Annotated in this window: 18 protein-coding genes; 4 read left to right on the top strand and 14 right to left on the bottom strand. The window is 61.6% G+C overall.

Translation table 11 applies throughout. From position 1 onward, the window contains the following. Positions 1–170: 170 nt before the first annotated feature. Positions 171–1,394: a GGDEF domain-containing protein gene (locus DEJ54_RS08005; protein WP_245447743.1), complete on the top strand. Its 1,224-nt coding sequence runs from the start codon at positions 171–173 to the stop codon at positions 1,392–1,394. A gap of 64 nt (positions 1,395–1,458) precedes the next feature. Here the strand turns inward: DEJ54_RS08005 and DEJ54_RS08000 are convergent, their stop codons facing one another. The 6 genes from DEJ54_RS08000 to DEJ54_RS07975 all read right to left on the bottom strand — a co-directional run bounded on the left by DEJ54_RS08000 (position 1,459) and on the right by DEJ54_RS07975 (position 11,686). Further along, the gene (locus tag DEJ54_RS08000; protein ID WP_113154104.1) at positions 1,459–2,250 is read right to left on the bottom strand and encodes a xanthine dehydrogenase family protein subunit M; all 792 of its coding nucleotides are present in this window, start codon (positions 2,248–2,250) and stop codon (positions 1,459–1,461) included. Between the two features lie 11 nt (positions 2,251–2,261). Further along, positions 2,262–4,625 (bottom strand): xanthine dehydrogenase family protein molybdopterin-binding subunit, encoded by a 2,364-nt coding sequence (locus DEJ54_RS07995; RefSeq protein ID WP_113154103.1) that lies wholly within the window; start codon positions 4,623–4,625, stop codon positions 2,262–2,264. A gap of 12 nt (positions 4,626–4,637) precedes the next feature. Further along, positions 4,638–5,117: a (2Fe-2S)-binding protein gene (locus DEJ54_RS07990; RefSeq protein ID WP_113154102.1), complete on the bottom strand. Its 480-nt coding sequence runs from the start codon at positions 5,115–5,117 to the stop codon at positions 4,638–4,640. A gap of 515 nt (positions 5,118–5,632) precedes the next feature. Next, positions 5,633–6,754: an ABC transporter substrate-binding protein gene (locus DEJ54_RS07985; protein ID WP_245447740.1), complete on the bottom strand. Its 1,122-nt coding sequence runs from the start codon at positions 6,752–6,754 to the stop codon at positions 5,633–5,635. A 139-nt stretch (positions 6,755–6,893) separates the two neighbouring features. Continuing rightward, entirely contained in the window at positions 6,894–7,250 is a 357-nt protein-coding gene (locus DEJ54_RS07980; RefSeq protein WP_113152804.1) for a hypothetical protein, read from the bottom strand. A gap of 122 nt (positions 7,251–7,372) precedes the next feature. Next, on the bottom strand, positions 7,373–11,686 hold the full coding sequence (locus DEJ54_RS07975; protein ID WP_113154101.1) for a DUF5801 repeats-in-toxin domain-containing protein: 4,314 nt from the start codon (positions 11,684–11,686) through the stop codon (positions 7,373–7,375). A gap of 357 nt (positions 11,687–12,043) precedes the next feature. Between DEJ54_RS07975 and DEJ54_RS07970 the strand changes: the two genes are divergently transcribed. Beyond that, a complete protein-coding gene (locus tag DEJ54_RS07970; RefSeq protein ID WP_245447738.1) occupies positions 12,044–13,027 on the top strand; it encodes a transglutaminase-like cysteine peptidase in 984 nt (327 codons plus the stop codon). Positions 13,028–13,029: 2 nt separating this feature from the next. On the opposite strand, the gene DEJ54_RS07965 is transcribed toward DEJ54_RS07970, so the two are convergent. The 7 genes from DEJ54_RS07965 to DEJ54_RS07935 form a co-directional block, all read right to left on the bottom strand. Then, positions 13,030–13,644 carry a ribbon-helix-helix domain-containing protein gene (locus tag DEJ54_RS07965; protein ID WP_113154100.1) on the bottom strand — a complete coding sequence of 205 codons (615 nt, stop codon included), beginning with the start codon at positions 13,642–13,644 and terminating at the stop codon, positions 13,030–13,032. Positions 13,645–13,649: 5 nt separating this feature from the next. Further along, the gene (locus tag DEJ54_RS07960; protein ID WP_113154099.1) at positions 13,650–14,927 is read right to left on the bottom strand and encodes an HlyD family type I secretion periplasmic adaptor subunit; all 1,278 of its coding nucleotides are present in this window, start codon (positions 14,925–14,927) and stop codon (positions 13,650–13,652) included. 60 nt (positions 14,928–14,987) lie between these two features. Then, on the bottom strand, positions 14,988–17,162 hold the full coding sequence (locus DEJ54_RS07955) for a type I secretion system permease/ATPase (protein WP_113154098.1): 2,175 nt from the start codon (positions 17,160–17,162) through the stop codon (positions 14,988–14,990). A 29-nt stretch (positions 17,163–17,191) separates the two neighbouring features. Beyond that, entirely contained in the window at positions 17,192–18,637 is a 1,446-nt protein-coding gene (locus DEJ54_RS07950) for a TolC family outer membrane protein (protein ID WP_113154097.1), read from the bottom strand. 246 nt (positions 18,638–18,883) lie between these two features. Next, entirely contained in the window at positions 18,884–19,555 is a 672-nt protein-coding gene (locus DEJ54_RS23460; RefSeq protein ID WP_245447736.1) for a L,D-transpeptidase, read from the bottom strand. After that, entirely contained in the window at positions 19,552–20,058 is a 507-nt protein-coding gene (locus tag DEJ54_RS07940) for a hypothetical protein (RefSeq protein ID WP_113154096.1), read from the bottom strand. The genes DEJ54_RS23460 and DEJ54_RS07940 overlap by 4 nt, the downstream gene beginning before the upstream one ends. Before the next feature lie 165 nt (positions 20,059–20,223). Next, on the bottom strand, positions 20,224–21,015 hold the full coding sequence (locus tag DEJ54_RS07935) for a GGDEF domain-containing protein (RefSeq protein ID WP_113154095.1): 792 nt from the start codon (positions 21,013–21,015) through the stop codon (positions 20,224–20,226). A gap of 374 nt (positions 21,016–21,389) precedes the next feature. Here DEJ54_RS07935 and DEJ54_RS07930 point away from each other — a divergent pair, with 374 nt between their 5' ends. Further along, positions 21,390–21,608 (top strand): hypothetical protein, encoded by a 219-nt coding sequence (locus DEJ54_RS07930; protein WP_113154094.1) that lies wholly within the window; start codon positions 21,390–21,392, stop codon positions 21,606–21,608. A 23-nt stretch (positions 21,609–21,631) separates the two neighbouring features. Here DEJ54_RS07930 and DEJ54_RS07925 read toward each other — a convergent pair whose 3' ends face one another. After that, entirely contained in the window at positions 21,632–21,955 is a 324-nt protein-coding gene (locus DEJ54_RS07925; RefSeq protein WP_222473778.1) for a hypothetical protein, read from the bottom strand. Positions 21,956–22,361: 406 nt separating this feature from the next. Here DEJ54_RS07925 and DEJ54_RS07920 point away from each other — a divergent pair, with 406 nt between their 5' ends. Further along, positions 22,362–23,384 (top strand): ABC transporter substrate-binding protein, encoded by a 1,023-nt coding sequence (locus DEJ54_RS07920; protein ID WP_113154093.1) that lies wholly within the window; start codon positions 22,362–22,364, stop codon positions 23,382–23,384. The last annotated feature ends 60 nt before the right edge of the window (positions 23,385–23,444 follow it).

Raw genomic sequence — 23,444 nt, 5'->3', positions numbered from 1 at the left:
GCACCGGCGGAGCATTGGCACAGACGGGTGCGCGCGCACGGAAACAACGTGGGATAGTATGAAAAGAAGGCCTTCAGCCTTTGTTATGAATGTGACATTAGGGAAGTTCTCTGGAGACTTCGAACGTTTCGCCCCTGCGAAGCCCTTTCGCGACACGCCTGGAAAGCATGATGGAGAACACCCCTGCGATCAACATGACCGGCTTTGTCGGTCCTGCGATCATGCTCCTTTTCGCCCTCGGCTTCGTCTGGGTGTGGCTCGTGGACCGGCGGCAGCTGAATTCCGCCATTCTTGCAGCCGCCTGCGCCTTCCTGAGCATGGGCATGACCTTGCAGCTTCTGGAATGGCCGGCGGGGCCTGGTCCGAATGTGCTGTTTTCCGGCTTTTTCTATACGCTGGCCGTGCTGCTGGCGAGCGACGGCATGTTACAACGCGCCGGCAAACGGCTCAGTCTGTTAGCCGGCATTTCCCTGATGATCGCCATCATGGCGCCGCTCTGGTATTTCTCCTATGTCGAGCCAAGCCTGCTGATGCGCATCTATGTGCAGAATTTCGGATATGGCGCCATTCTGCTCATCAACGCCCTGCGCCTGCGGCCGACAAAGGGTGCAGGTGCTGCGGACCGGGTGCTCTTCTGGGTGCTGCTGGTCTTCGCCATTCACTTCTTTCCGCGCACGCTTTTCACCACCGGCCCGGCGATAGCGCATGATGGCATTGCGCCGGATGGCTCGCTGTTCTGGCAGACGCTCCAGCTCTCGCTCTCGGTGCTGGGGGCCATGCTGGCGCTGGCCGTGCTCGCCACCATTCTGACCGACATGATGGAAGACCTGCGGCGCGATCGCGACCGCGACGGGCTGACGGGCATTCTGAACCGCCGGGGTTTCGAAGAACGCGCCAACAGGCTTGTGAATTCGCGGCGCAGAGCAGCCATGTCGCTCATCGTGTGCGATCTCGACCACTTCAAGCTCCTGAACGACACCCATGGCCACAGTGCCGGTGATGCGGCGCTGAAGGTCTTCGGCGCCATGCTTCTGGAGACGGCGCGGTCCACCGACATTGTGGGTCGGATCGGCGGCGAAGAGTTTGCGTTACTCCTGCCCAACACCGACCTCGCCAGCGCACGCGACATGGCCGAACGCCTGCGCCGGAACCTTGCAGCCGACGACTTTCCGCTGACGCAGAAGGGCATCGACCTTTCCGCAAGCTTCGGCGTGGCGGAGAAGGCTCCGCAGGACACGCTTGGCACGCTGTTCAAGCGGGCCGATGGTTATCTGTATGAGGCCAAAAACGACGGACGCGACCGCACCGTGGCGCGGGAGGTTTCCAAAGCCGCGCCGCCACCTGCAGAGGAATCCCAGTCCGGGCAGACGGGCTCTCAGACACATAACGGCTGAACACTTATAACGAAAAAGGCCGGGCGCGAGACGCCCGGCCTTTTTTTGCATCTCGTGATCCCGGTCAGGCGAGCGCGCGTTTGGCCATGGCCTTGATGAGATTGGCGCGATAGGCGGCATCGCAATGGATGTCGGACATGAGGCCATCGGCGGAGACGGACACGCCATCCACGGCGGCAGAAGACCAGTCTTTCGAAAGAGCCTGCTCAAGCCCGTCATGGCGGAAGACGCCATCCGAGCCTGCGCCGGTGACCGCAACACGCACCGCGCCATCGCCGCCTTTCGCGACGAAGACGCCCGTCATCGCATAGCGCGAGGCCGGGTTCGGGAATTTTGCGTAGCCGCAGGTTTCCGGCGCGTCGAAGCTGACCGCCGTGACGATCTCACCCTCATCAAGCGCGGTGGAGAACAGCCCGGTGAAGAAATCATCCGCAGCGATCTCGCGCCGGTTTGTGTGGATCGTCGCGCCAAGCGCCATGAGGCCTGCCGGGTAGTCCGCCGCAGGATCATTGTTGGCGATGGAGCCGCCAATCGTGCCCTGATGGCGCACCGCCGGATCGCCAATGCCGCCGGCGAGCTTGACGATGGCCGAGCAGAGCTTTGCGAGCTCCGCATTCCCGGCGACGGCCGCATGCGTGGTCATCGCGCCGATGGTGACGCTGCGACCGGACACGCTGACGCCCACAAGATCGGCAATGCCGCGCAGGTCGATCAGGTCTGAAGGAGCGGCCAGCCGATGCTTCATGGTGGGGAGCAGGGTCTGGCCGCCAGCGAGCAGCTGCCCGTCGGAGGCTGCGGCGAATTTCTCCGCTGCATCGTCGACACTGGTGGCGCGGTGATAGGTTACGTCATACATGGCAGGCCTCCCTATTCTGCAGCGATCTTGGTTGAGGCAGCCTGCAACGCCGCCCACACGCGCGGCGGCGTGGCCGGCATCTGGAGATCGTTGTTGCCGATTGCATCGGTGATGGCGTTGATGACCGCCGGCGGCGTGCCGATGGCCCCGGCCTCGCCGCAGCCCTTCATGCCGAGCGGGTTGGACGGGCTCTTGGTGGAATGATGGTGGATGACGAAGCTCGGCACATTGTCGGCGCGCGGCATGGTGTAGTCCATGTAGCTGGCCGAAAGGAGCTGGCCTTCATCGTCGTAGACCACGGTTTCGAGCATGGCCTGGCCAACGCCCTGGGCGATGCCGCCATGCACCTGGCCTTCCACGATCATCGGGTTGATGATGGTGCCGAAATCATCGGAGGCGACGAACTGGATGATTTTCGTCTCGCCGGTTTCCGGGTCGACTTCCACCTCGCAGACATAGGTTCCTGCCGGGAAAGTGAAGTTTTCCGGATCGTAGAACGCGCCCTCCTTGAGCCCCGGCTCCATGCCGGCGGGCAGATTGTGCGCCGTGTAGGCGGCAAGGCCGACCTCGTGCCAGGCCATGGCGCGGTCGGTGCCGGCGACCTTCACCTCGCCATTCTCAACGACCAGATCGTCTTCGGAAACTTCCAGCACATGGGCGGCGATCTTCTTGACCTTGGCTTCGACCTTGTCGAGCGCCTTGACGATGGCCGAGAGGCCGACCGGGCCGGACCGCGAGCCATAGGTGCCCATGCCGAACTGCACCTTGTCGGTGTCGCCATGGACGATCTGAATATTCTCGATGGGCAGGCCGAAACGCTCCGCCACCACCTGGGCGAAGGTGGTCTCATGTCCCTGCCCGTGGCTGTGGCTGCCGGTGAGAACCTCGATCGTGCCGACGGGATTGACCCGCACTTCCGCACTTTCCCAAAGGCCGACGCCCGCGCCCAGCGAGCCGACGGCTGCCGAAGGGGCAATGCCGCAGGCCTCGATATAGGAGGCGAGGCCGATGCCGCGCAGCTTTCCGCGCTTGGCGGCTTCTTCGCGGCGGGCGGGGAAGCCCTTGTAATCCGCGGCCTCCAGCGCCTGATCGAGATTGGCGGCGAAGTCGCCCGCATCATAGGTCATGATGACGGGCGTCTGGTGCGGGAACGCCTTGATGAAATTGGCGCGCCGCAGCTCTGACGGATCGACGCCCAGCTCCCGCGCCGCCGTTTCCATGATCCGCTCCACGAGGAAGCACGCCTCCGGACGACCGGCGCCGCGATAGGCGTCCACCGGCGCGGTGTTGGTGTAGACCGTGCGCACATTGCAGTAGATGTTGGCGATGTCGTACTGGCCCGAAAGCAGCGTCGCATAGAGATAGGTCGGCACCGCCGACGAGAACAGCGACATATAAGCGCCGAGATTGGCGACCGTATCGACCTTGAGGCCGACAATGCGGTTGTTCTCGTCAAAGCCGATGCGCGCGGTGGAGACATGGTCGCGGCCATGCGCATCCGTCAGGAACGCCTCGGAACGGCTCGATGTCCATTTGACCGAGCGCTTCGTCTTCATGGACGCCCAGAGGCAGGCGATCTCTTCGGGATAGATGTAGATCTTGGAGCCGAAGCCGCCGCCCACATCCGGCGCGATGACCCGGAGCTTGTGCTCCGGCGCGACCTGATAGAAGGCCGACAGCACCAGCCGCGCCACATGCGGGTTCTGGCTGGTCGTGTAAAGCGTGTAGTGGTCTTCCGCCTCGTCATAGGTGGCGATGGCCGAGCGCGGCTCCATCGGATTGGGCGACAGGCGGTTGTTGACGATCTCAAGCTCGGTAACGTGGGCTGCGCCCGAAAGCGCCTTGTCGACCGCTGCCTCCTCGCCGATGCCCCAGTCGAAGATCAAATTGCCGGGCGCATTCTCATGCACCTGCGGCGCGCCGTCCTTCAGCGCGTCGACCGCGTGGACGACTGCCGGCAGCTCCTCGTAATCAACGACCACCGCTTCCGCCGCCGCGCGGGCCGCCGCCTGCGTTTCGGCCACCACGAGGACAACCGCATCGCCCACATAGCGCACCTTGTCGGTGGCGAGCGCCGACCATGCGCCCATGTTCATGGGGCTGCCATCCTTGGAATTGACGGCCCAGCCGCAGATGAGATTGCCGATGCCATCACCGGTGAGCTGCTTGCCGTTGAGGACCGCGATCACGCCGTCCATTTTCTCCGCCTCGGCACTGTCGATGCCGGTGACCTTCGCGTGGGCGTGGGGGCTGCGCACGAAGGCTGCATAGGCCTGCCGCTCATTGCGGATATCGTCGGTGTAACGGCCCTTGCCGGTGATGAAGCGCTTGTCTTCCTTGCGCAGGACGCGCGCGCCAATGCCTTGTTCCGTCATGTCTATCCTCCCTCAGCCTGCGGCCATCTTCGCCGCGCCATCCTGAATGGCCCGAACGATGTTGTGATAGCCGGTGCAGCGGCAGATATTGCCTTCCAGCTCGTGGCGGATCGCCTCTTCGGTCAGCTCCTTGCCGGCGGCCTGATAGCGGGCAACCATGTCGGTTGCCGACATGATCATGCCGGGCGTGCAGAAGCCGCACTGCAGACCGTGATTTTCCTTGAAAGCCGCCTGCATGGGATGAAGCTCGCCATTGGCCAGCCCCTCGATGGTGGTGACCTCGGCCCCTTCGGCCGACGCAGCGAGCGTGGTGCAGCTCTTCACCGCGCGCCCGTTGACATGAACGACACAGGCCCCGCACTGGCTGGTGTCGCAGCCCACATGCGTGCCCGTGAGACGCAGATGCTCGCGCAGGAAATCCACCAAAAGCGTATTGTCCGGCACAGAGGCGCGCGCCGCCTTGCCGTTCACCGTCATCGAGACTTCGGTCATATATTCCTCCCTTGCCTTGGGCCGCGCCCGCGCCTGCGGGCCGGAATCCTAGGTTACGATCCGTCCTGCTCCTTCACATGGATCAACGAGATGGCAGGACAATCCATTGGCGCCATTGGCGCGTCCGGCCCATTGGCGCGTCCGGCGGTCTGCTTCGGCATGAAGCGCCGGGACGACGCCGGAAAACCGGATGAAATGTGCTGAACGCTTCTGTGGCTGTGCCGGGCGCACAGCAAAGATGCGGCATGCATGCGCATAGCGGCTGCCCTCACCGCTTCATGGAAACGGGGAAACACCCACTCATCTTGATTTGTGGCAGGTCCAGAGGGGAGATTTTCCTCCATCTTCCCTGAAACCGCGCCAGCAATGCAATTCGCCAAACGAGGCCTCCCACGCCCGATTGTGGCCGCGCAACGCGACCGAATGCATTTTCCAGTTCACTCCCGGAAATCATTTAAGCGGCGTTTTACTCGAATGCCAAGGCCCCTTTGGTATAGGGCAAGAAAAGGCCAAGATCAGAAGCCGTTGGGCGCAGGATCATGCATTTTGAAGGCATTGCCCTCCACCCGGTAGATGGAGCAGTTGCGCTCGACCGCGCCCGATGACGAGAAGCGGAACGAGCCAAGCACGCCCCGGAAGCCGGAGCGCGAGGTGAGCGTGCCGCTTGTCAGCCCGGCAGCCCCTCTGGCGCGGGCGATGCCGATGGCGAGGGCTGCGGCATCGAAACCATAGGCCGCATCCCGCGACATGGCCCTGCCGAATTCGGTGCGGAAGCGCTCGGTAATTTCGCCGACGGCCAGCTGATCGACACGGCACATGAGAACGCCTGCGCCTGCGGGACCGGGCGGAAAGTCGGGCGTGGCGAGGATGAGCGCGCTGGCCGGCAATGCGCCGGTGGCGCGAAGCCCCGCCAGCGTGGCTGCCGGCGAACGCAGGCCGGGGGCAAGAACGATGGCCTGCGCCCCCTGAAGCTGCGCGGCTCTGGATGCAAGCTCGCTCGTGGAGTTGGCCGAGACCGGAATGTCTGCGATGACCGTGCCGCCTTTGGCAGAAATACCGGAACGCAGGCGCGCAAGACTGGCCTGATCTGCATCGGCAGCGTGAATGATCACGATCTTCTTGCGGCCCGCGCCAATGGCGTAGGCCGCAGCCTCGATGCTGCTGTCGACCGCGTCGGACAGGAAGGCGAAGACGCCGTTCTTGCGCTGAGCGCCATTGGTGACGAACGCCACCACAGGCGGATTGCCGCCCGATGGAACGGCGTTCAGAAGACCGGCCTGCGCCGGGCCGATGATGATCTTCGCGCCGCGCTCGACGAGCGCATCAACCGCAGTTTTCGTGCCTGAGGCATTGGCTTGCGCGTTGTAGATGGCGAGCGTGACCGCATCTCCGCCAAGCTGCTGCGCGGCGAGCTTCGCGCCATCGCGGTAATCGCGTTCGGAGGCGCGCGCGGCGCCTGCAAGCCCGGTGACCATGCCGATTGTCACGGGCCCGGAGCCGATGGTCTCGAGCCCGGCTGCGGAGGATGCAACCTTGCTGTCTTCGACATTGAGCGTGTCTTCGACGCCGGATGACTGGCAGGCGGCGAGAGCCAGCATGGCGCAGACCGCAAGAGGCCGCGTCAGACGCGCGAGCAAAAACGCGCGATCACCAGAGCGCTTTTGAGCAATTCCGGACGGAAAACCGGTTTCCACTTTTCCTGAAATTGCTTCAGGGCGCAGCAACGGCTCGGAAGACACTCTCATCGGGACACCAGGCACCCGGATCTACGGCAGATCAATACATGTACCGAACCATGCGCGAGTGGAAACACTCGCACTTGTTCAGATAGTCCTCATCCCGGTAGGCGGACTGGAGATAGCCATAGGCCTTGCCGCAGGCGACCTTGGCCTCGGAGGCCCAGACGAAAGCGGGGCGGCCCGAATTGATCCATTGCGGGCTGTCGGCAACGGCGACGGCCTCATCCATCAGGCGGACGACCTCATTGGTGAGGGTGGCGTTGTTTTCGATGGTGAGAAGTTTGGCATTCCCGGCCACCGGGCAATAGTCGCCGGTGGAGAGATCGGCAGACTGTGCCCCGCCGGCCAGAATGGTCCCGACAACGACAGCAAGCCCCAAAGTAAGCTTCTTCATAAGTCCCCCGTGGCGTTGCCGCCTGTGGTGTGTTGTGTTCCCTGGCCGGGAAATTACACGGTTCCCAGCGGTTTATCAAACATGCGGCCGCGCAATGGCGGCCGCATGTCATGTCATTTCACTCAGACTGTGCCCGAAGTGTCACTGCCATTATCATCCTCGTAGAGGATCTTGATGGAGGCTGGGGGTTGCACGTCGAAGGTGGCGACTGTCACCCAGTCATCACCGCCGGCGGTTCCGTCCGCATCCACCTGCAGTTCCTTGCCATCGCCGGGGTTGAGCCGGACGAAATCACCGATATTGTCGCCGGTCGAGAGCGAAACCAGCTCGGTGAGGTCCACGACGTCCTCGGAGCTGAAGCCGATGATCTCATCCGGGTTCATGCCGGTGAGCGCGGAAGGATCGAGCACCACCGTGTCTATGGCACCATCGGTATCGGTGAGATCGTAGGTGTTCTCGCCAATTCCGCCGTAAAGCGTGTCAGCGCCTTCACCACCGATGAGGAGATCGTTGCCGCCAAACCCGTAAAGTACGTCGTTTCCGGCAAGACCTGCCAGAAGGTCGTCACCGGTTGTTCCTTCCAGGGCGTTCGCGCCCATATCATCTACCGAGGTCCCGACAATGTGATGTGCATCGTTTGGAACAACGGTGAAATCCAGCGTCGAATCGACGGTATCTCCGTCATAGTCGGTTCCCCGAACATCCAGCGAAAGATCGATGGGCTGACCTTCCTGACCGTCCGTACGGAAGCTGACATCGCCGATATCGAAGTTGCCGTAATCCTTCGCATCGAACGTACCACCCCCTCCGGGAATGGAATCGCCTTCACCATTGGTGATCGCAAACCGCGAGAACCCGTCCGAAGTCGCAACGCCCACGGTGTCGCCAACATTGAGTTCCGTTACATACACGCCAACCACATCACTACCGCTGGTCACGTAGTAGACGCGATGCGTCGCATCGAGGAGAGCGCCATTGGCATAATCGCCGACGTCGTACTCCACGCCATTCAGCACCACAGCAGTGATGGCGACCTTGCTTTCGCTCAGGAAATTGGAAACATCGGGCGCCTGGTTGGAGTTGAAGATATTGTTGGAGAACGCAAAATTGGTATTCAACGCTTCCACGTAGGCCACGGCCGGATCGTTCGAGCCCGTCTGGGTAATCTTGACCGCAACGCTGGTGACAAGCTGTGTGTTGCTGACCGTAAAGTTACCCGAGTTCGGACCGATATTGGAACGCACAAACTCCTCGGCAAAGTCCAGCCGCAGCGTCGCGTCCTGCGAGATGCTCTGGCTGCCGACACCCGTTCCGCTCTGAGACACGTTTGCCGACGACAGATTGCCTGAACCATTGGTTCCGGAGATCAGAACATCGAGCAGTACGGGCGCCCCTTGAAGCGGGAGATCGTTGACTTCATTGAAGAGATAATTGCCCGGATTATCCCCTTGAGTGTACGGATTGAAGGTGGCCATCACCGTTCCGTCGTCAAGCGGAGCGTCCAGATCCACCGTATAGGTATCATCCGGATTGATGGTGACCGTCAGAACCTGTGTCTGACCCACCTCGCCATAATTCACATAACCCGTAAGCGCGGTTCCTCCGGCATTTAGCACCAGCGTGATTGGCTCACCGCCTGAGGTCACCAGCTCACCGCCGGCATCCCGAAGCTGGGTCACCCCCGTCGTGATGTTTATAAATCGCACCGAGCCGAACTCGTCGGCACCGACCGCCTGTTCGAAGTTCAAATCGAAGGTCGCCGGTCCGGCACCCAGATTCGCAACATAGGCATGCTCGGGGACGAAAACGACCGGAACATCATTCTCCACCGCGACCGAAAGACCCGCATCAAGCACAATGCTATCGCCGTCACCATCGAAGGCCCGGAAGGCATTCGAAATATCGATCACGGCAGATGCGTCTTCGTCACCGGAAGGAGTATTAAGCGGAATGTGATCGACCTGATCGAGGAGTTCGAAGGTGAACTCGTCGTCTGTCGGGTCGGTCGTTCCCGTACCTGCGGTCTTGGTGATCGTGAACACCACCCGACCGTCGCTCGCCACACCCTGGATGACATTGCCATCGACATGCCAGGCAAGCGTATCACCCTGCGAGGTCACACCCGCAATGGCCGTTCCCTCGAGGCTCGGGTCGGTGTTTAGAACGACAGCACCCGCACCGTCCGAACCGAAACTCACGAGAGAGGCGATTGTGGCATAAGTGAACACCGCTGTCGTCGTCTTGCCACCTTCATTGTTGCCCGTGGAGCCCCGAATGCCAGGAAGCACTGCCAGCGGATCGTAATTATTGAGCGCATCCTCATGAACGGTTTCGGAGGCAGTGTCGGTATTGTTGGTGGGTCCGTCATCCTCGATCTCGAACACGCCACCCGACAGATCGAGATCCGCCGTCACGCTGTCGCCGTCCTGATCCGTCACCGTCTGCTGCAGAACAAGCGTGCCCGCTGCAAGCGACAGCGCCTCGGCGTCATCCGCATCGCCGGCGTCACCATGCCAGATGTTGTTCAGCTGCGTGAACGTCACCGTGCCCGTGTCATCAACCGCGATCGTGAAGTAATCCACGCCATCGGCCGAGCCGGTGATCGTCTGGCCGTCCGCGCTCAGGCTGAGCGTGATCTCCGTGCCCTGCGTGAACGTGCCATCGACGCTGTTCAGCGCATAAAGGCCAGACGCCACAGGAACGCCTGCCCCTGACAGCGCAAAGCCATAGGTGGTCGTGCCGGCACCATCCGTCCCGTAGTTCACCGCGGCGAAGTTGCCGGCAAGCGCAAGCGTCTGGATTGCAACGCCATCGCCAGCACCTGGAAGCGGGCTCTCATCCAGCGTCAGGGCGCCGGTGGCAACAGCCGTCACGTCGCCAAGAACAGGACCATCATCCTCAAACTTGATCAGCGCGCCGAGTTCGGCCGTGTCGCTGGCGGTGTCGCCATCGCCATCGGTCAGAACAACGTTCAGCGAAACGAGACCGCTGTTCATCACCTCCGGCGTCAGGCTTTCGTCGTGAGCTTCAGCGTCGGAACCGGGGTTCTGGTCGTGGAACAGCGCACGCGACTGGGAAACGGTGATGTCGCCCGTGTTTGCATCCACACTGATGCGGAACACTTCGTCACCGCCGGTTTCCGTGCGGCCAACGATCGCGCCGCCTTCATCGCTCAGAACCACCGCTTCGCCCGAGAGCGTGTCGGTCAGGCCGGTCGCGCCGGCGTTCAGAACCAGCGAGTAGACCTTGGACTGCGCGCCATCGGCACCCGCCGTCGCCGTTTCTGTGAAAAGAGCTGAGCTGGAAACGGTCACGTCGGCCAGAAGACCGCCCACATCGCCGTCGTCGGCATCATTGTCCGTTTCATCAAGGACAATTTCGCTTTCTTCCGCAGGTGCGAGGTCGATCGCCGGCCCGTCATCAGTGATGGTGACGGTCAGTTCGTCGGACGCCGTATCGCCATTGCCGTCGGTGACGACGAAATCGAACGTGTCGGTGACCACATCGTCTGCGCCGGTCTGGCCGGCATTATCGTGATCGATGGTGTTGGTGGTCAGCACATATTCGAAACCGTAGGTGCCATCGCCATTCGGCGTGACGATCAGCTCGCCATAGACACCCTGAATGCTGCCGCCATTGGTCACGTCGACGCTGACGCCGGACGCATTTGTGACGACAAGCGAACCAAGGCCATCATCGCCCGGATCGACCAAGACATTGCCCAGCGTGCTGGTGGTGCCGCCGCCGGATCCGCTGGCAAGCGCGCTCTCATTGACCTGTCCGGGCGGCGCTCCCAGGCTCACAATGCTGAGCTCGGGGAAATCGTTTTCACGGATCGAGGGGAACAGCTCACGCCGCTCCAGCGTGCCGAACTGCAATGCAGTGGGCGGCAGCAGGTCGATCACGGGGCCGGCATCGCCGATATCGCCATTGGGGGTGTTGAAGCCGCCGCCGCCGCTCTGGGACGCGGCGGACACCACGGTCAGCGCGCCATCGGGGCCGGCCGCGACGTCGATGCCGTTGGCCTGAAGAGCGGCAGCGAGCGCGAGCTCGGGGATTTCCACATCGCCGATCAGGAAGGTGGGCACCTTGAGAGCGGCGTTGAGGATGGTGACGGTGGAGCCGTCGGGCTGCACGAGAACCAGATTGTTCCCGTCGAGCCTGATCTCGTCGATCGAGACCCCCTGCGGAAGGCGGACAACATTGTCTGCATCCGGTGTGATCGTTTCCGGCACATCCGGCACGGCTGCCTGAGAGGTCGGCTCCGCGACCGGCTGACCGGTCGCCGGGTCGACGGGCGTCGGCTCCGCGGCAGTCTCGTTCTGCGCGAACTGGAGAGCGTTCTGCTCTGCCTGGCTCAGGCGCGTGCTGGTTGAAGACTGTTCAGCGGCAGTTGCGCGCTCGTCGGTGGTATTCGTGCGGTCATTGTTGGCCATGGGAACCCCCAGAAACAGATGTTCCCGGGAGCCAGACACGCCGTTTTAGTCGGCACAATATGAACTGAGCATCATTGATATATCATCATATTCCGAACGGGCGAAAATTTCCCGTTGGTTAATGCTTGAATATAAGCAATTATACATTTGCCTATAATTATCCCTTTTTGACAGCCTACGCCGGCTGCTCCCGCCCGCCATTCTGCCCAGAGACCTGAATGGTAAACAGAGATGAAATAGACAAAATCCCATTTTAAATAAATTGAACAACATATCTAAGTATAAAATAATCCAAATAACTTAATCGGCATTTCATTTGCGCCTCTTATCGTCATTGCAAGATCAGGGGACGATCAAATGAAAAATTCCAGAGGCCTATACATAGGTGCAAGCCTTGCGCTTGCCATCTCGGCATCCGCCTCACTTGCCATGCAGAATGAAGCGCAGGCGGGGGCTTATGCGCCATCGCCGGTGCAGGTTTCCTTCATCTCCAGCATGAGCGCCATGTCGGCGGCCGCGACAATGACGGCGGCGACCCGAGGGCTTGTGGAACTCAAGATGCAGTGGGAACGGGCGGCTTCGCGCGCCGCTCCCCAAAATGCGCGCTTCGCGGCAGGCGCCGGCAAAAGGCCCGCCGGAGAACGCAGGCAGGCGGGAAGTGCCGCCACGGGCGTTTTCGGCTCCGTGGCCATCCCCTTTCGCGCCCTGCCATCCAGCGCCAGCTGGAAAGCCGTGTACCCATCCATAGCGCGCGCCGATTTCGCCGCCTGCACGGAGGCCGGAGACTGCGCGCCACGGGCGAAAGACCTGGCGCAGCTTGTGCGTGACGTCAAAGCAGGCCCCTTCTCCCGCAAGCTTGCGGAGATCAACCGGGCGGTCAACCGCAGGATTGCCTATGTCTCGGACCGGAACAATTATCGCCAGCTGGATCTTTGGGCAAAACCCCGGGACATTCTCCAGCGCGGCAAGGGCGATTGCGAGGACTATGCCATCCTGAAGATGGCGGCGCTCAACGCTGCGGGCATTCCGCTCGGCAGCATGTCGATCGTGGTGCTTCAGGACCAGCGGCGATCCCTGTTTCACGCCGTTCTCACGGTTTCCACGAGCCAGGGGCATTATGTGCTCGACAATCTGCACGACCGCGTGATGAAGGACACCGCCTTTGGCGACTACCTGCCGCTTTACTCGCTGAGCGCAGACCGCTCCTGGATCCACGGAAGAAAGCGCGACGGCTCCATGGTCGCAACGCTTGAAGGTCTGCCCTCGGATCTTTCTCCGGGAGAAGGCTTCGACAATGCGGCAGCGCCCCAGAACCGGGTGACCGGCGTGAATGGCGGTTAGGGTCAGTTCGGCAGGATGAAACCGACAATCGCGTCAAGCCCGGCCAGCGGCGCAAGGATGGCGTTGAGACGACCGCGGATAAGCTGACGGTCCACACCGATCACAAAGCCCACCATTGCCGGTCCGCTGCCCTTCATCTTCAGCTTCTCGATCAGCTCTGAAAACTGGATATCGAGCGACAGGCGCACACCCCGCGCCGTGGCATCCGACGGCAGGCTGGACAGCCGCGACTGCACAAAGGCGATGAAAGGCGGATTGTGGGCCATCAACTGCCGGTCACCGGCAAGGGCGAAACAGGGCGACGGGCAGGCCATGACCATGTTGCGCACGGCCTGTCTGCCGGTTCTGGCCCGCATCAGATCGAGCTCGCCTTGCAGGTGGGAGACGGTTTCCACCCTGAGAGCCGATGTGAGGTTTGAGCCCTGTTCAAGCCGGTTCTCGCAGGCCTCGATCACATCGCCGACACTGCAGTCCTTCTCATCCGCGATCTCCTGCAGGGACGACCAGAATATCTCTTCCAGCCGGATGCCGCGCCGCGCGGCCCCGACCCTGAGGACGCGAAACCGGGGCTGGAAGGCCCAGTTTTCTTCACCGTGCGTTTCAACCGCTTTGTCCATGGCCGTCACCGCTCGCGCAGCGCTTCGGTGCGCGCCTTGTTAATCGGCTTCATCAGATAGGCGAGGATCGTCTTCTTGCCCGTCATGATGTCGGCAGTCGCGATCATGCCGGGAATGATCTTGTGGCTCCTGCCATCCCGAACCAGCTCGGCCTGATCGGTCTTGACCCGCACCTGATAGAAGGTTTCGCCCGTATTCTGATCCACGAGGCTGTCGGCGGAGATGTTCTCCACCTCGCCCTCAAGCCCGCCATAGATGGAAAAATCATAGGCGGAAACCTTGATCAGCGCAGGCTGACCCGGCCGCACGAAGGCGACATCGCGCGGCGATATCCGCGCTTCCACGAGCAGCGTGTCGGATGTGGGCACCACGCCGGCCACCACGGTGCCGGGCTCCACATAGGCCCCGATCGTGTTCACCTCGAGCGTGTTGATGATGCCATCGACCGGCGAGCGGATATCGGTGCGCGCAACCCGGTCGGTTGCCCCGCGAATGGTCTCTTCAATGACCGACAGTTCCGCCAGCGCCTGTGTCTTTTCCACCAGCGCTTCCTGCTGAACCTGAAGCGCCAGCTCCTCGATCTGCAGCGTGGCCTCCTTGATGGAGGCTTCGATGCGCTCGACCGACTCGCGCGTGGATTCAAGCTGGCCCCGCGTCTCGGATAGTTCCTTCTGCACCCGCAGAAGCTCGGTCTGCGCCACCAGCTTGCGCTTGACCATGGGCTCCAGAAGATCGGCCTCACGCTGGGCGAGCGACAGGTTTTCTTCCAGCCGGGAGATGTTCGCGTTTGCCTCGTCGAGCTCATTCATGCGCTGCGTGCGCCGTTCGATCAGCACCGAACGCTTGTTCTTGATGTTGTCGGCGCGGGCGCGCAGCAGGCGCGCTTCGTTCTGGCAGATGCCGGGTGCAACCTCCTGCAGCGATTCGGGGCAGATATATTCGGCTTCGAGATCGCCCTTCTCTTCAAGCTCAAGTCTGGCGATCTGGGCGCGCAGCGCGCGGGCGCGGGCTGCGGACTCGCCGAGCGACGACGCCGTGACCGTATCATCAAGCTGAAGGATAAGGTCGCCTTTGCTGACGGTCTGGCCGATCGTGACAGCGATTTCCTGCACGACACCGGCCTCGCTCGACTGAATGATCTGCGTCTTCGAGATCGGTATGATCTTGCCTTCGCCGCGCGCAATTTCCTGCACCTCGGCGATGGACGCCCAGCCAACAAATGTCATCAAGAGGGCTGCAATAACGACTAACCCCAATCGCGCAGCCAGTGGTGGACGGTCCATTTTCAATCCGCCTTTCGTCTTTTTATGTAAGGTCGCGCGCCACGCGGGCAACGCCTGGAGCTATTGCCCCCTTCCCGAACGCCCACCTGCGGCGTTCTTTTGCAGTTCTGCGATTACCCTCTCCTTTGGTCCGTCGGCGATGACACGGCCCTGATCGATGACCACCAGCCGGTCGACGAGTTGAAGCATGCTGTGCCGGTGCGTGGAGATCACCAGCGTCACATCATCCCGGAAGGCGGATTTGAGCCGCGCGATGAGTTCGCGCTCGCTTGCCAGATCCATCGCGCCAGACGGTTCGTCCATGAACACGATCTTCGGGTCGCTCAGGAGAATGCGCGCAATCGCGACCGCCTGTCGCTGACCGCCCGAAAGCTGACTGCCGCGCTCGCCCACCGGCATGTCATAGCCCCTGGGATGACGGGCGACGAATGCATCGACACCGGCAGCCTTTGCGGCTTCGACCAGCTCGTCATCGGTCGCGCCGGGCTTGGCCATCAGGAGGTTTTCCTTCACCGACCCGGAAAAGAGGTCTGCGGCCTGCGACGCGAAGACGACGGCGGAGCGCACCACGGACGGGTGATACTGGCGGATATCCACCCCATCGATGAGCAGATTGCCGCTCGACGGCGGATAGAGCCCGGCAAGCAGGCGGCCAGCCGTGGTCTTGCCGGAGCCAATGCGCCCGATGATGCCGACGCGCTCACCACCCTTGATGGCGAGGTTGAAATCGTTGAGCGCGGGGCTGGCGCCCCCCGGATAGGTGAACCCGACATTGCGGAAGGCAACATCGCCGGTGCGGATTTCGCGGTTCACGAAGCCCGTGCTCTCCGGCCGGTCTTCGGGCTGCTCCATGATGGCGTTCAGAATGCGCAGCGACAGAAGCGCCTGGCGCATGCGCGACAGGGTCATGGCGATCTGGCCGAGCGGCGCGACGGCGCGGCCCGACAGCATGACCGTCGCGATGATCGCGCCCGTCGAGATATTGCCCTCGGAGAACTCGTAGGCGCCCGCAACGACAAGCGCCACGGTGACCAGCTGCTGCACGAACTGCGTCATGTTCGACGCCCAGGAGGACAGCTGCTTGATGCCCTCGGAGGTGCGCGAGGCATTCTTGGCAAGCTCGCTCCACCGGCGCAGCAATGTGCGCTCGGCGCGCAGCGACTTGACCGTTTCGATTGTCGCAATGGTTTCCACGAGAAGCGACTGGCGCTGCGATGCCTCATTGTTTGCGGCGGCGACACGGCGGCCGATGCGCGCCTGCGCAATGAGCCCGATGATCAACGCGAGCGCGAAGGCGGTTGCCGGGATCAGCGCCAGCCAGCCGGCAACGCTGTAGATGACCAGCAGGAAGACGAAAACGAAGACGCTGTCGATCAGCGTGCTGATCGTGTTCGAGGTGAAGAACTCGCGCACGAATTCATACTGCGTAACGCGGCTCGCATATTCGCCGGTCGACATGGGACGCGACGCCATGGTGGCGTGCAGCACTTTTTCGAAAAGCAGATAGGAAAGCTTCAGATCCGCTTTCCGTCCGGCGTAATCAATGAGGGCTGCGCGAACGCTTTTCAAAAGCAGGTCGAACAGGATTGCCCCGGCGACGCCGAGCGCCAGAACCCAGAGCGTGGCGGTTGCCTGATTGGGCAACACCCGGTCGTAGACATTCATGACGAAGAGCGGCGATGCGAGCGCCAGAAGGTTCACGAACAGCGCGGCTATCGCCACCTGCGCATAGGACCGCCAGAATGGCGCAAGCGTGGTGGTGAGCCAGTGGCGCTTTTCCATCTGCTGAGGCAGACCGGCATCCGCGCTTTCGGACTTGTTCTCATAGATGATGCTGAAGGAGACGATCAGCCCGACTTTTCTGGACAGGACATTCTTGAGTGTGACGCCTTCTTCCGCGATGGGATCGGGCAGAAGCGTGGTGCGCAGGCGGTCTCCATCGAGCGGCTCCAGAAGAGCCTGCGCCGTGCCATCCGCATAGACGACAAGCACCGGCAGATCGATGGATCCGCTGGCGAGATCGCGCCGGCTGTGCTGCTCCACTTCCAGACCGATACGTGCGGCGAGCCGCTCGATATCTTCCAGCGACGGATTGCTCTCATCGAAGGGCGTATCGGAAAAGAGGACGGTTTCAGAACTCGGGCGCGCGAGAAACTGCGCGACCTCCCGAAAGGCAAACCTGAAACTGTCTGCCAGGAGCGGCGTGTCGGCTGTAGGGTTGCGAAGTTGTTCCACCTTGCCCCCTTGCCTGCTGCCCCGACCGGCTATTGAGACCGAATCGGAGCGAGAAGATCGAGCGGCAGATCGTTGGTCTGTCGCGATGGCAGTCTCTTATACGTCTCCGTCGGCGCCGTTTCAGGCACGTTGAACTCTGCCCGTGCGTAGGCCTCCGACTGCTTCGCACTGGAGAGGTTCATCGTGTCGAGCAGTGTGCCGGTGGCCGCCAGAATGCGATACTCGGCAAAGCGCGCCGCATACTGCGCGGTCTTGGACAGAACATTCACGCTGAAGCGCGTGTTCTGTGCGCCGAGAACATCAAGCAGCGAACGCTGGCCAACCACGAGCTGCTCGCGGTAGGAACTGACCAGTTGGGCATTCGTCTGCGCCTGCTGACGCAGGGTCTGCGACAGATCGATCTGCCGCTGGCGGCGATCCCAGGAAATGCGGACCGCTTCCTCAACCTCACGATAGGCCTGATGAAGGACCAGACGCTGCTCGCTTGCGCGGCGGATCTGCTCCTGCTCATTGGCGACGTCGATACCGCCGCGATAGAGGTTCCACTTGGCGACGACGCGCGCCTGCAGATCATTGGTGCGGCCGTCCGAACCATCAATGTCGTAACCGGCGCGGGCGCGGCCCTCGGCGCTGATCTCGGGCAGCATGTTCGAGCGCGCGGCGTCGACCAGCGCATCGGCTGCATCGATATCGGCGTTGGCGACCTTGATGCGCGGGTTGTTGGCGCGCGCAATGCCGATGGCCTTGTCGAGCGAGGCCGGCAGCGCGGATGCCACGGAACCCGGCATGGAGGGATTGCTGAGCGGCTTGCCGACGAGCTTGTAGAAACGGATCTTCGCCGCTTCGAGTTCTTCCTCGGCTTCCTTGAGACGCGCCCTGGCGGACAGCGAACGCTCCTGCGCCTGCTGACGGTCAGCCTCGGTGAGCGCACCGCCGGAAATAAGCGAGCCGATATCACCCAGCATCGACTGGTGGAAGCTCACATTCTTGCGCGCTTCATTCACGATCTCGACCTGAAGCAGATATTCGAGATATTCGCGCACCACCTGAAGGGCGATTGTTTCCGAACGCTCGAGCACGCGGAAGGATGCGGAGTCCACACGCGCAGCCTGACGATCAAGCTCGGCGCGGCGTCCGCCGCCATCAAACAGCTTTTGCGTGATGGAGAGACCGATCTCCGCCGGGTAGAGCGGATCGTCCTCAATGCCGGTGCCACGGCGCGAGGGATTGTCGAGGCGACGCGCGCCGACCGACGCTTCAAGATCGACACTCGGGAGATAAAGGCCCCGCGCCTGCCGCAACTCGAACTCAATGGCTTCGCGATTTTCGATCGCCTGCCCGATCTCGGGATTGGATTCCAGAGCGACCGCCATCGCTTCCTTTACGGAAAGGGCGTTTGCGGCAGTCGAAAACACAACGGCGCCACTCATAAGAGCGGCTGCCAGAACGCGCGTAATGCGTGGCTTAAGCGTCATTATCCCCCCTTTGACTGCACGTTCCCTGCGCAGCAAATGGATAAGCCCGATCCCACATCGGGTCTCAATATGATGTTATGCTAGGACAACCATTCACGACTGGCTATGTCCCAAGTCGCGCTCCTACCCATTTTGGAGTAGTTTAGTCGCCTCATTTAAATAGAGGTGTTGCGCCGGCGCAACAAAATCCACTTCCTGTTAAGCATTTCAACCCTGAAATGCAGGAATTCAGTCAGCCTTACTGCTTTATCTCACGACCACGAGAGCGCCAATTTTGACATTGTTATAAAGGGTTATAACATCATCATTGGTCATGCGGATGCAGCCGGACGAGACGGCCTGCCCGATTGTCCAGGGCTGGTTCGTTCCGTGAATTCTAAACAGGGTTGAACCCAGATAGAGCGCGCGGGCGCCCAACGGATTTTCCGGACCACCTTCCACGAGGGTCGGCAGGATGCGCCCCTGGTTTGCTTCACGACGGATCATTTCGGCGGGTGGACGCCAGTCCGGCCATTTCGCCTTTCTGGTGATGCGTTCACGGCCACGCCAGGCGAAACCCTCGCGTCCGACGCCGATCCCGTAACGCACCGCGGTGCCGTCGCCACGCAGATGATAGAGGCGGCGCTCGCCCGTATCGATCACAATGGAGCCGGCAGGCAGGTTCTCGGAATAAGGCACGACCGCCGGCTTGACGGCGGCGTCGCCCCACGGCGCCTTGAAGGAGAGCGTGCGCTCACGGCGGACCCAGCGGCCCGTTGCCGGATCGAACTGGCGCACGGTGACCGTCTCTTCGGCGACTGCGCCACCAATCAGCCCCGGCAACACCGGGAGCATGAAAGCCAGCAAGAGCAGAAGCCGACAGAGCGCAGACATCATCCACGTCCTGTCACGAACGCGGTACATTCCTGAAATGCTCATTCAGCCTCCTGCCCGGCCAGTTCAAATGTCTCGTCTTCTATGCGGATGGTGGTGGCGTTGGGCGCCGAGATGGATCTTTTGCGCCCATCCGCGCAGATCAGCGTCGGCCATTCCCCGACCTTGCAACCGACTTCCGCATAGAGGTTTGCCAGTGGCGCACCGCGCGCGATCACAAGCGCCCCGTCAGCAAGCCGGATGACATGCTGATCCTGCGGACCAACAAACGCCCAGACACCGCCATCCCCGGACGCTGCGTCGAAGCCACGGCCATAGATCGCATCGCCATTCCGGCCGACCAGCATGTGTCGATTGGCGGACATCGCCCAGGCATATCGTTCCAGAACGCCGGGCTGGCCATTGTAGAGCGTGGTGATGTCGGTTTGCGCAGCGTTGTCGAGAGGCATGGCCGGCTGAAACACCCGAGCCCCGGGTTCATCCGCGCTGCCGGCCCCGCAGCCAAGCAGGAATACGGCGACCAGCAGGAAACTTCGCATACGGTTCATTGCCGCCCCTTGCAGCACCGCCGCGCCCCCGACGGGAAAGCGCCGATGCCGTCAGCAAAAGCTGCGCCGCCCATGCAACCTGCTGCATGGGCGGTGCACTTGCGATCATTCTGAGGCTAAACAATCTTTGAGTCCAGCGCCCATAGCGGGCGGGCCGGAGCGCTTCTATTCGTGGCTCTCGCCGTTTTCGCGCGTTCCCATCGCATTGATCGCGCTGAGGCGGAACCGGTCACTGTCGCTCTGGCGCGCCATTTCGAGCTGCTCCGACGCGATGCGCATCAGACCGCGGAACTCGATCTGGTCTTCAAAGATCACGCCGCCGATATCGACGCCGAGTTCCACGGGCTCGCCTTCCGCCAGGAAGCGCGATTTGGTGATGGCGGTGCGAATGCGCTCTCCCACATCGCGGGCCTGTTCAACCGTCGCGCCGGGAAGGAAGACGCCGAACTCGCTGTCGTTCAGACGACCGACCACATCGCTGCGGCGCACATTGGCGCGGATCACCGATGCGATCTGGCGCATCGACTCCTCACCCCAGCTGAAACCGTAATCGATGGCGATGTCGCGCACATTCTCGGCTTCGAGGATCAACAGCGCGCCAAAGGTGCGCCCTGCCTCGGAAACCGTCGCGGCGCGGCGGCGCTCCACCAGCGTTGTGAACATCTCGCCGTTGAACACCTCGGTCGAGGGATCATGAGCGGCGGAGAAATTCCGGTCCCGCTTGAAGCGGCGCAGCTGCTCGCTTGCCTGCCCGATATAGAGAAGCAGCGGCGTGGCGATGACCACCGGCAGAATGAGCGCGGCAGCAAGGCCGCGCTGATAGGGATTGATCTCTTCGCCGAAGAAGAGGAGGTAGTGGACAAGGAACGAAAGCCCGACCGCTGCCAGTGTGCCAAGCAGCGTAAAGGCAATGAGCCATGTCCAGCGCGGTTTGCGTTGCAAGAGCGACTTGTCCATATGCTTTCAACGTCCCCAGTGTGACTGATCCCGTTGGTAACCGGCAAACTTCTAATAAAAGTTGACGGGACCCTTCGTCTTTTAACGATTCGCATAAGACGCTTCCGACCACAACACGCTTAAGCCAATGAAAAACAGGAATATTATTCCTTAATTCCGGCTCTGACGCGGCAGAAGAAAACAATCTCCCCACAAGCAATGGCAAGCCTCAGGGTCGGACCTTCCCAACCAGCGTGCAAGATCAAATCGGGTTTTCCAAAGAGAATGCGCCGGGAGAGCGCCGGTCGTTAAAATGCCATGGATCGTGTTTGTTTGCCGGTTACAATTTTCTGCGCATGGTCCTGCCATACCGGGGGCACCGAAAAAGGAACACCATGCCGACAGATTTTGCGTCCGTGCACGCCCACCTCGAAAACGCACAGGCCGAACTGACCGGTTCCGATCCGGCGACGCACCAGTTGCGCGAAGCCATCGGACTGTTGCTCGATGCCGCGCTCAAGGCCGAATTCTCGGCAAAGCCGGAAGCAGACAATGTGGTCCGCTTCCCCCGCGTGGCGCGCGCCCGACCCGGCCAGAACTCGCGCCACGGTTAGATCGCCGTGCGAAAATTGCTGCGTCAGGCCTGAGCGGCAAGCACCCGGTTGCGCGCCTTCTCGGCCTCACGCGCAATCGCGCGGTCGCTTTCGGCTGCGCCCTCCACATGCGTGGTGGTTCCTGTACGGTCCAGGAAGACGAGCGCCACATCGGCGTCCGCGCCGACCATCACGGCCGCGACCCGCTGATACTGCGGATCGCCATCAAGCCTGTGGTTGAAAAGAATCTGCCCGTCCACATCATCCAGCACCGACAGAAGCGCGGCCTCGAAGCCCTGCGCGATCAGGTCGGCGAGGTCGAGCAGAAGCTCCAGCTGGACAACCTCAAGCGACGGTTCATTGTGCACGGCGATGTTACTCGAATCATTACTCACTTCTAAGAAGTTAGCCGAGTGAATGAAATGCGGGCAACGCAGGCATGTGAACAGATTGTGTCGTTTTGAAACAATTTCACTTCCTCAAAAACCACGCCTTCTCTCCAGCACGTCTCTCAGCCACGCCTTCTGATTGCATAAGTAAAATCGGGCGCTTGCAGCTTCTTTGAGGCATCAGGGCGGCAATCCACAAAATTACGTACAAAATTACGCCCCAAATTACATATTGAAATCGATTACATTTGCCATACAATCGATTTCATTGACGTGGCGGAAGACATCTTTCGCGGAGGACACGTCATGGAGGAGGAGTGCCGCACGATCGGCGAAAAGGCCTTGGCTGCCTGTGCCGTTGGTGCATTTCACCAGGGAGGAGTTCATGAAAAAACTGGCAATTGCTGCCGTGACCGCCGCTGCCCTTGCGGGCACTGCGCTTTCGGCTTTGGCCGAGGACTTCAAGATTGGTCTGTCGAACGGCTGGGTGGGCAGCGAATGGCGCACCCAGATGATCGAGGAGGCCGAGGAAGCCGCCGCCGCCTGGAAGGACAAGGGCGTGAATGTCGAAGTGGTCGCCCAGAGCGCCAATGTCGACGTGCCCGGCCAGATCGCGCATGTGCGCAACTTCATCAGCCAGGGCGTTGACGCCATCATCATCAACCCCAACAGCCCGACCGCCTTTGACCCGGTGTTCGCGCAGGCCAAGGAAGCCGGCATTCTGGTAATCGCCACCGATGCCGAAGTCTCTTCGCCCGACGCCCTTTACGTGGGCATCGACCAGAAGGGCTGGGCCATGGAAAGCGCCAAATGGCTGGCCGACACGCTGAACGGCGAAGGCAAGGTCGTCGCCATCAACGGCGTTGCCGGGCACCCGGCCAACGAGATGCGCGTTGCGGGCTACCGCGAAGTGTTCGGCGAGCATGACGGTATCGAGATCGTCAATGAAGTGAACGCCAACTGGGATCAGGCGCAGGGCCAGCAGGCCATGCAGAACCTGCTCGCGACCTATCCCGACATTGACGGCGTTTGGGTGCAGGACGGCATGGCCGCCGGCGCATGGCGCTCCATCATGGACGCCGACAAGGCTGGCGACATCGCCGCAACCGGCGAAATCCGCAAGGACTTCATCGACATCTGGACCGAGAACAAGCTGAACTCAGGCGCTTCGGTGAACCCGCCCGGCGTGATGGCAAGCGCGCTCAATGTGGCCGTGCTGATGCTGCAGGGACGTGAACTGAAGGAACCGGCCAAGGCCGGGCAGTATGAGAACGCGCTCTATCTGCCGATCCCGTTCATCAGTTCGGACAATCTGGAAGAAGTGGCCGCCTCCGTTGACGGAAAGCCGGGCTACTATTCCTACACGAGCTCGCTTTCCATCGACGACGCGGAAGCGCTGTTCAAATAGGACGACGCCGGCAAAGGCCCCTCGCCCTCACCCTCCCCCCACATGCGGGGAGAGGGAGAC

This window comes from Nitratireductor sp. OM-1, from assembly GCF_003296175.1.
Classification (GTDB): Bacteria; Pseudomonadota; Alphaproteobacteria; order Rhizobiales; family Rhizobiaceae; genus Nitratireductor; species Nitratireductor aquimarinus.
Note: the sequence above shows the minus strand (reverse complement) of the source record. Positions and strands in the feature narration are given on the sequence as shown.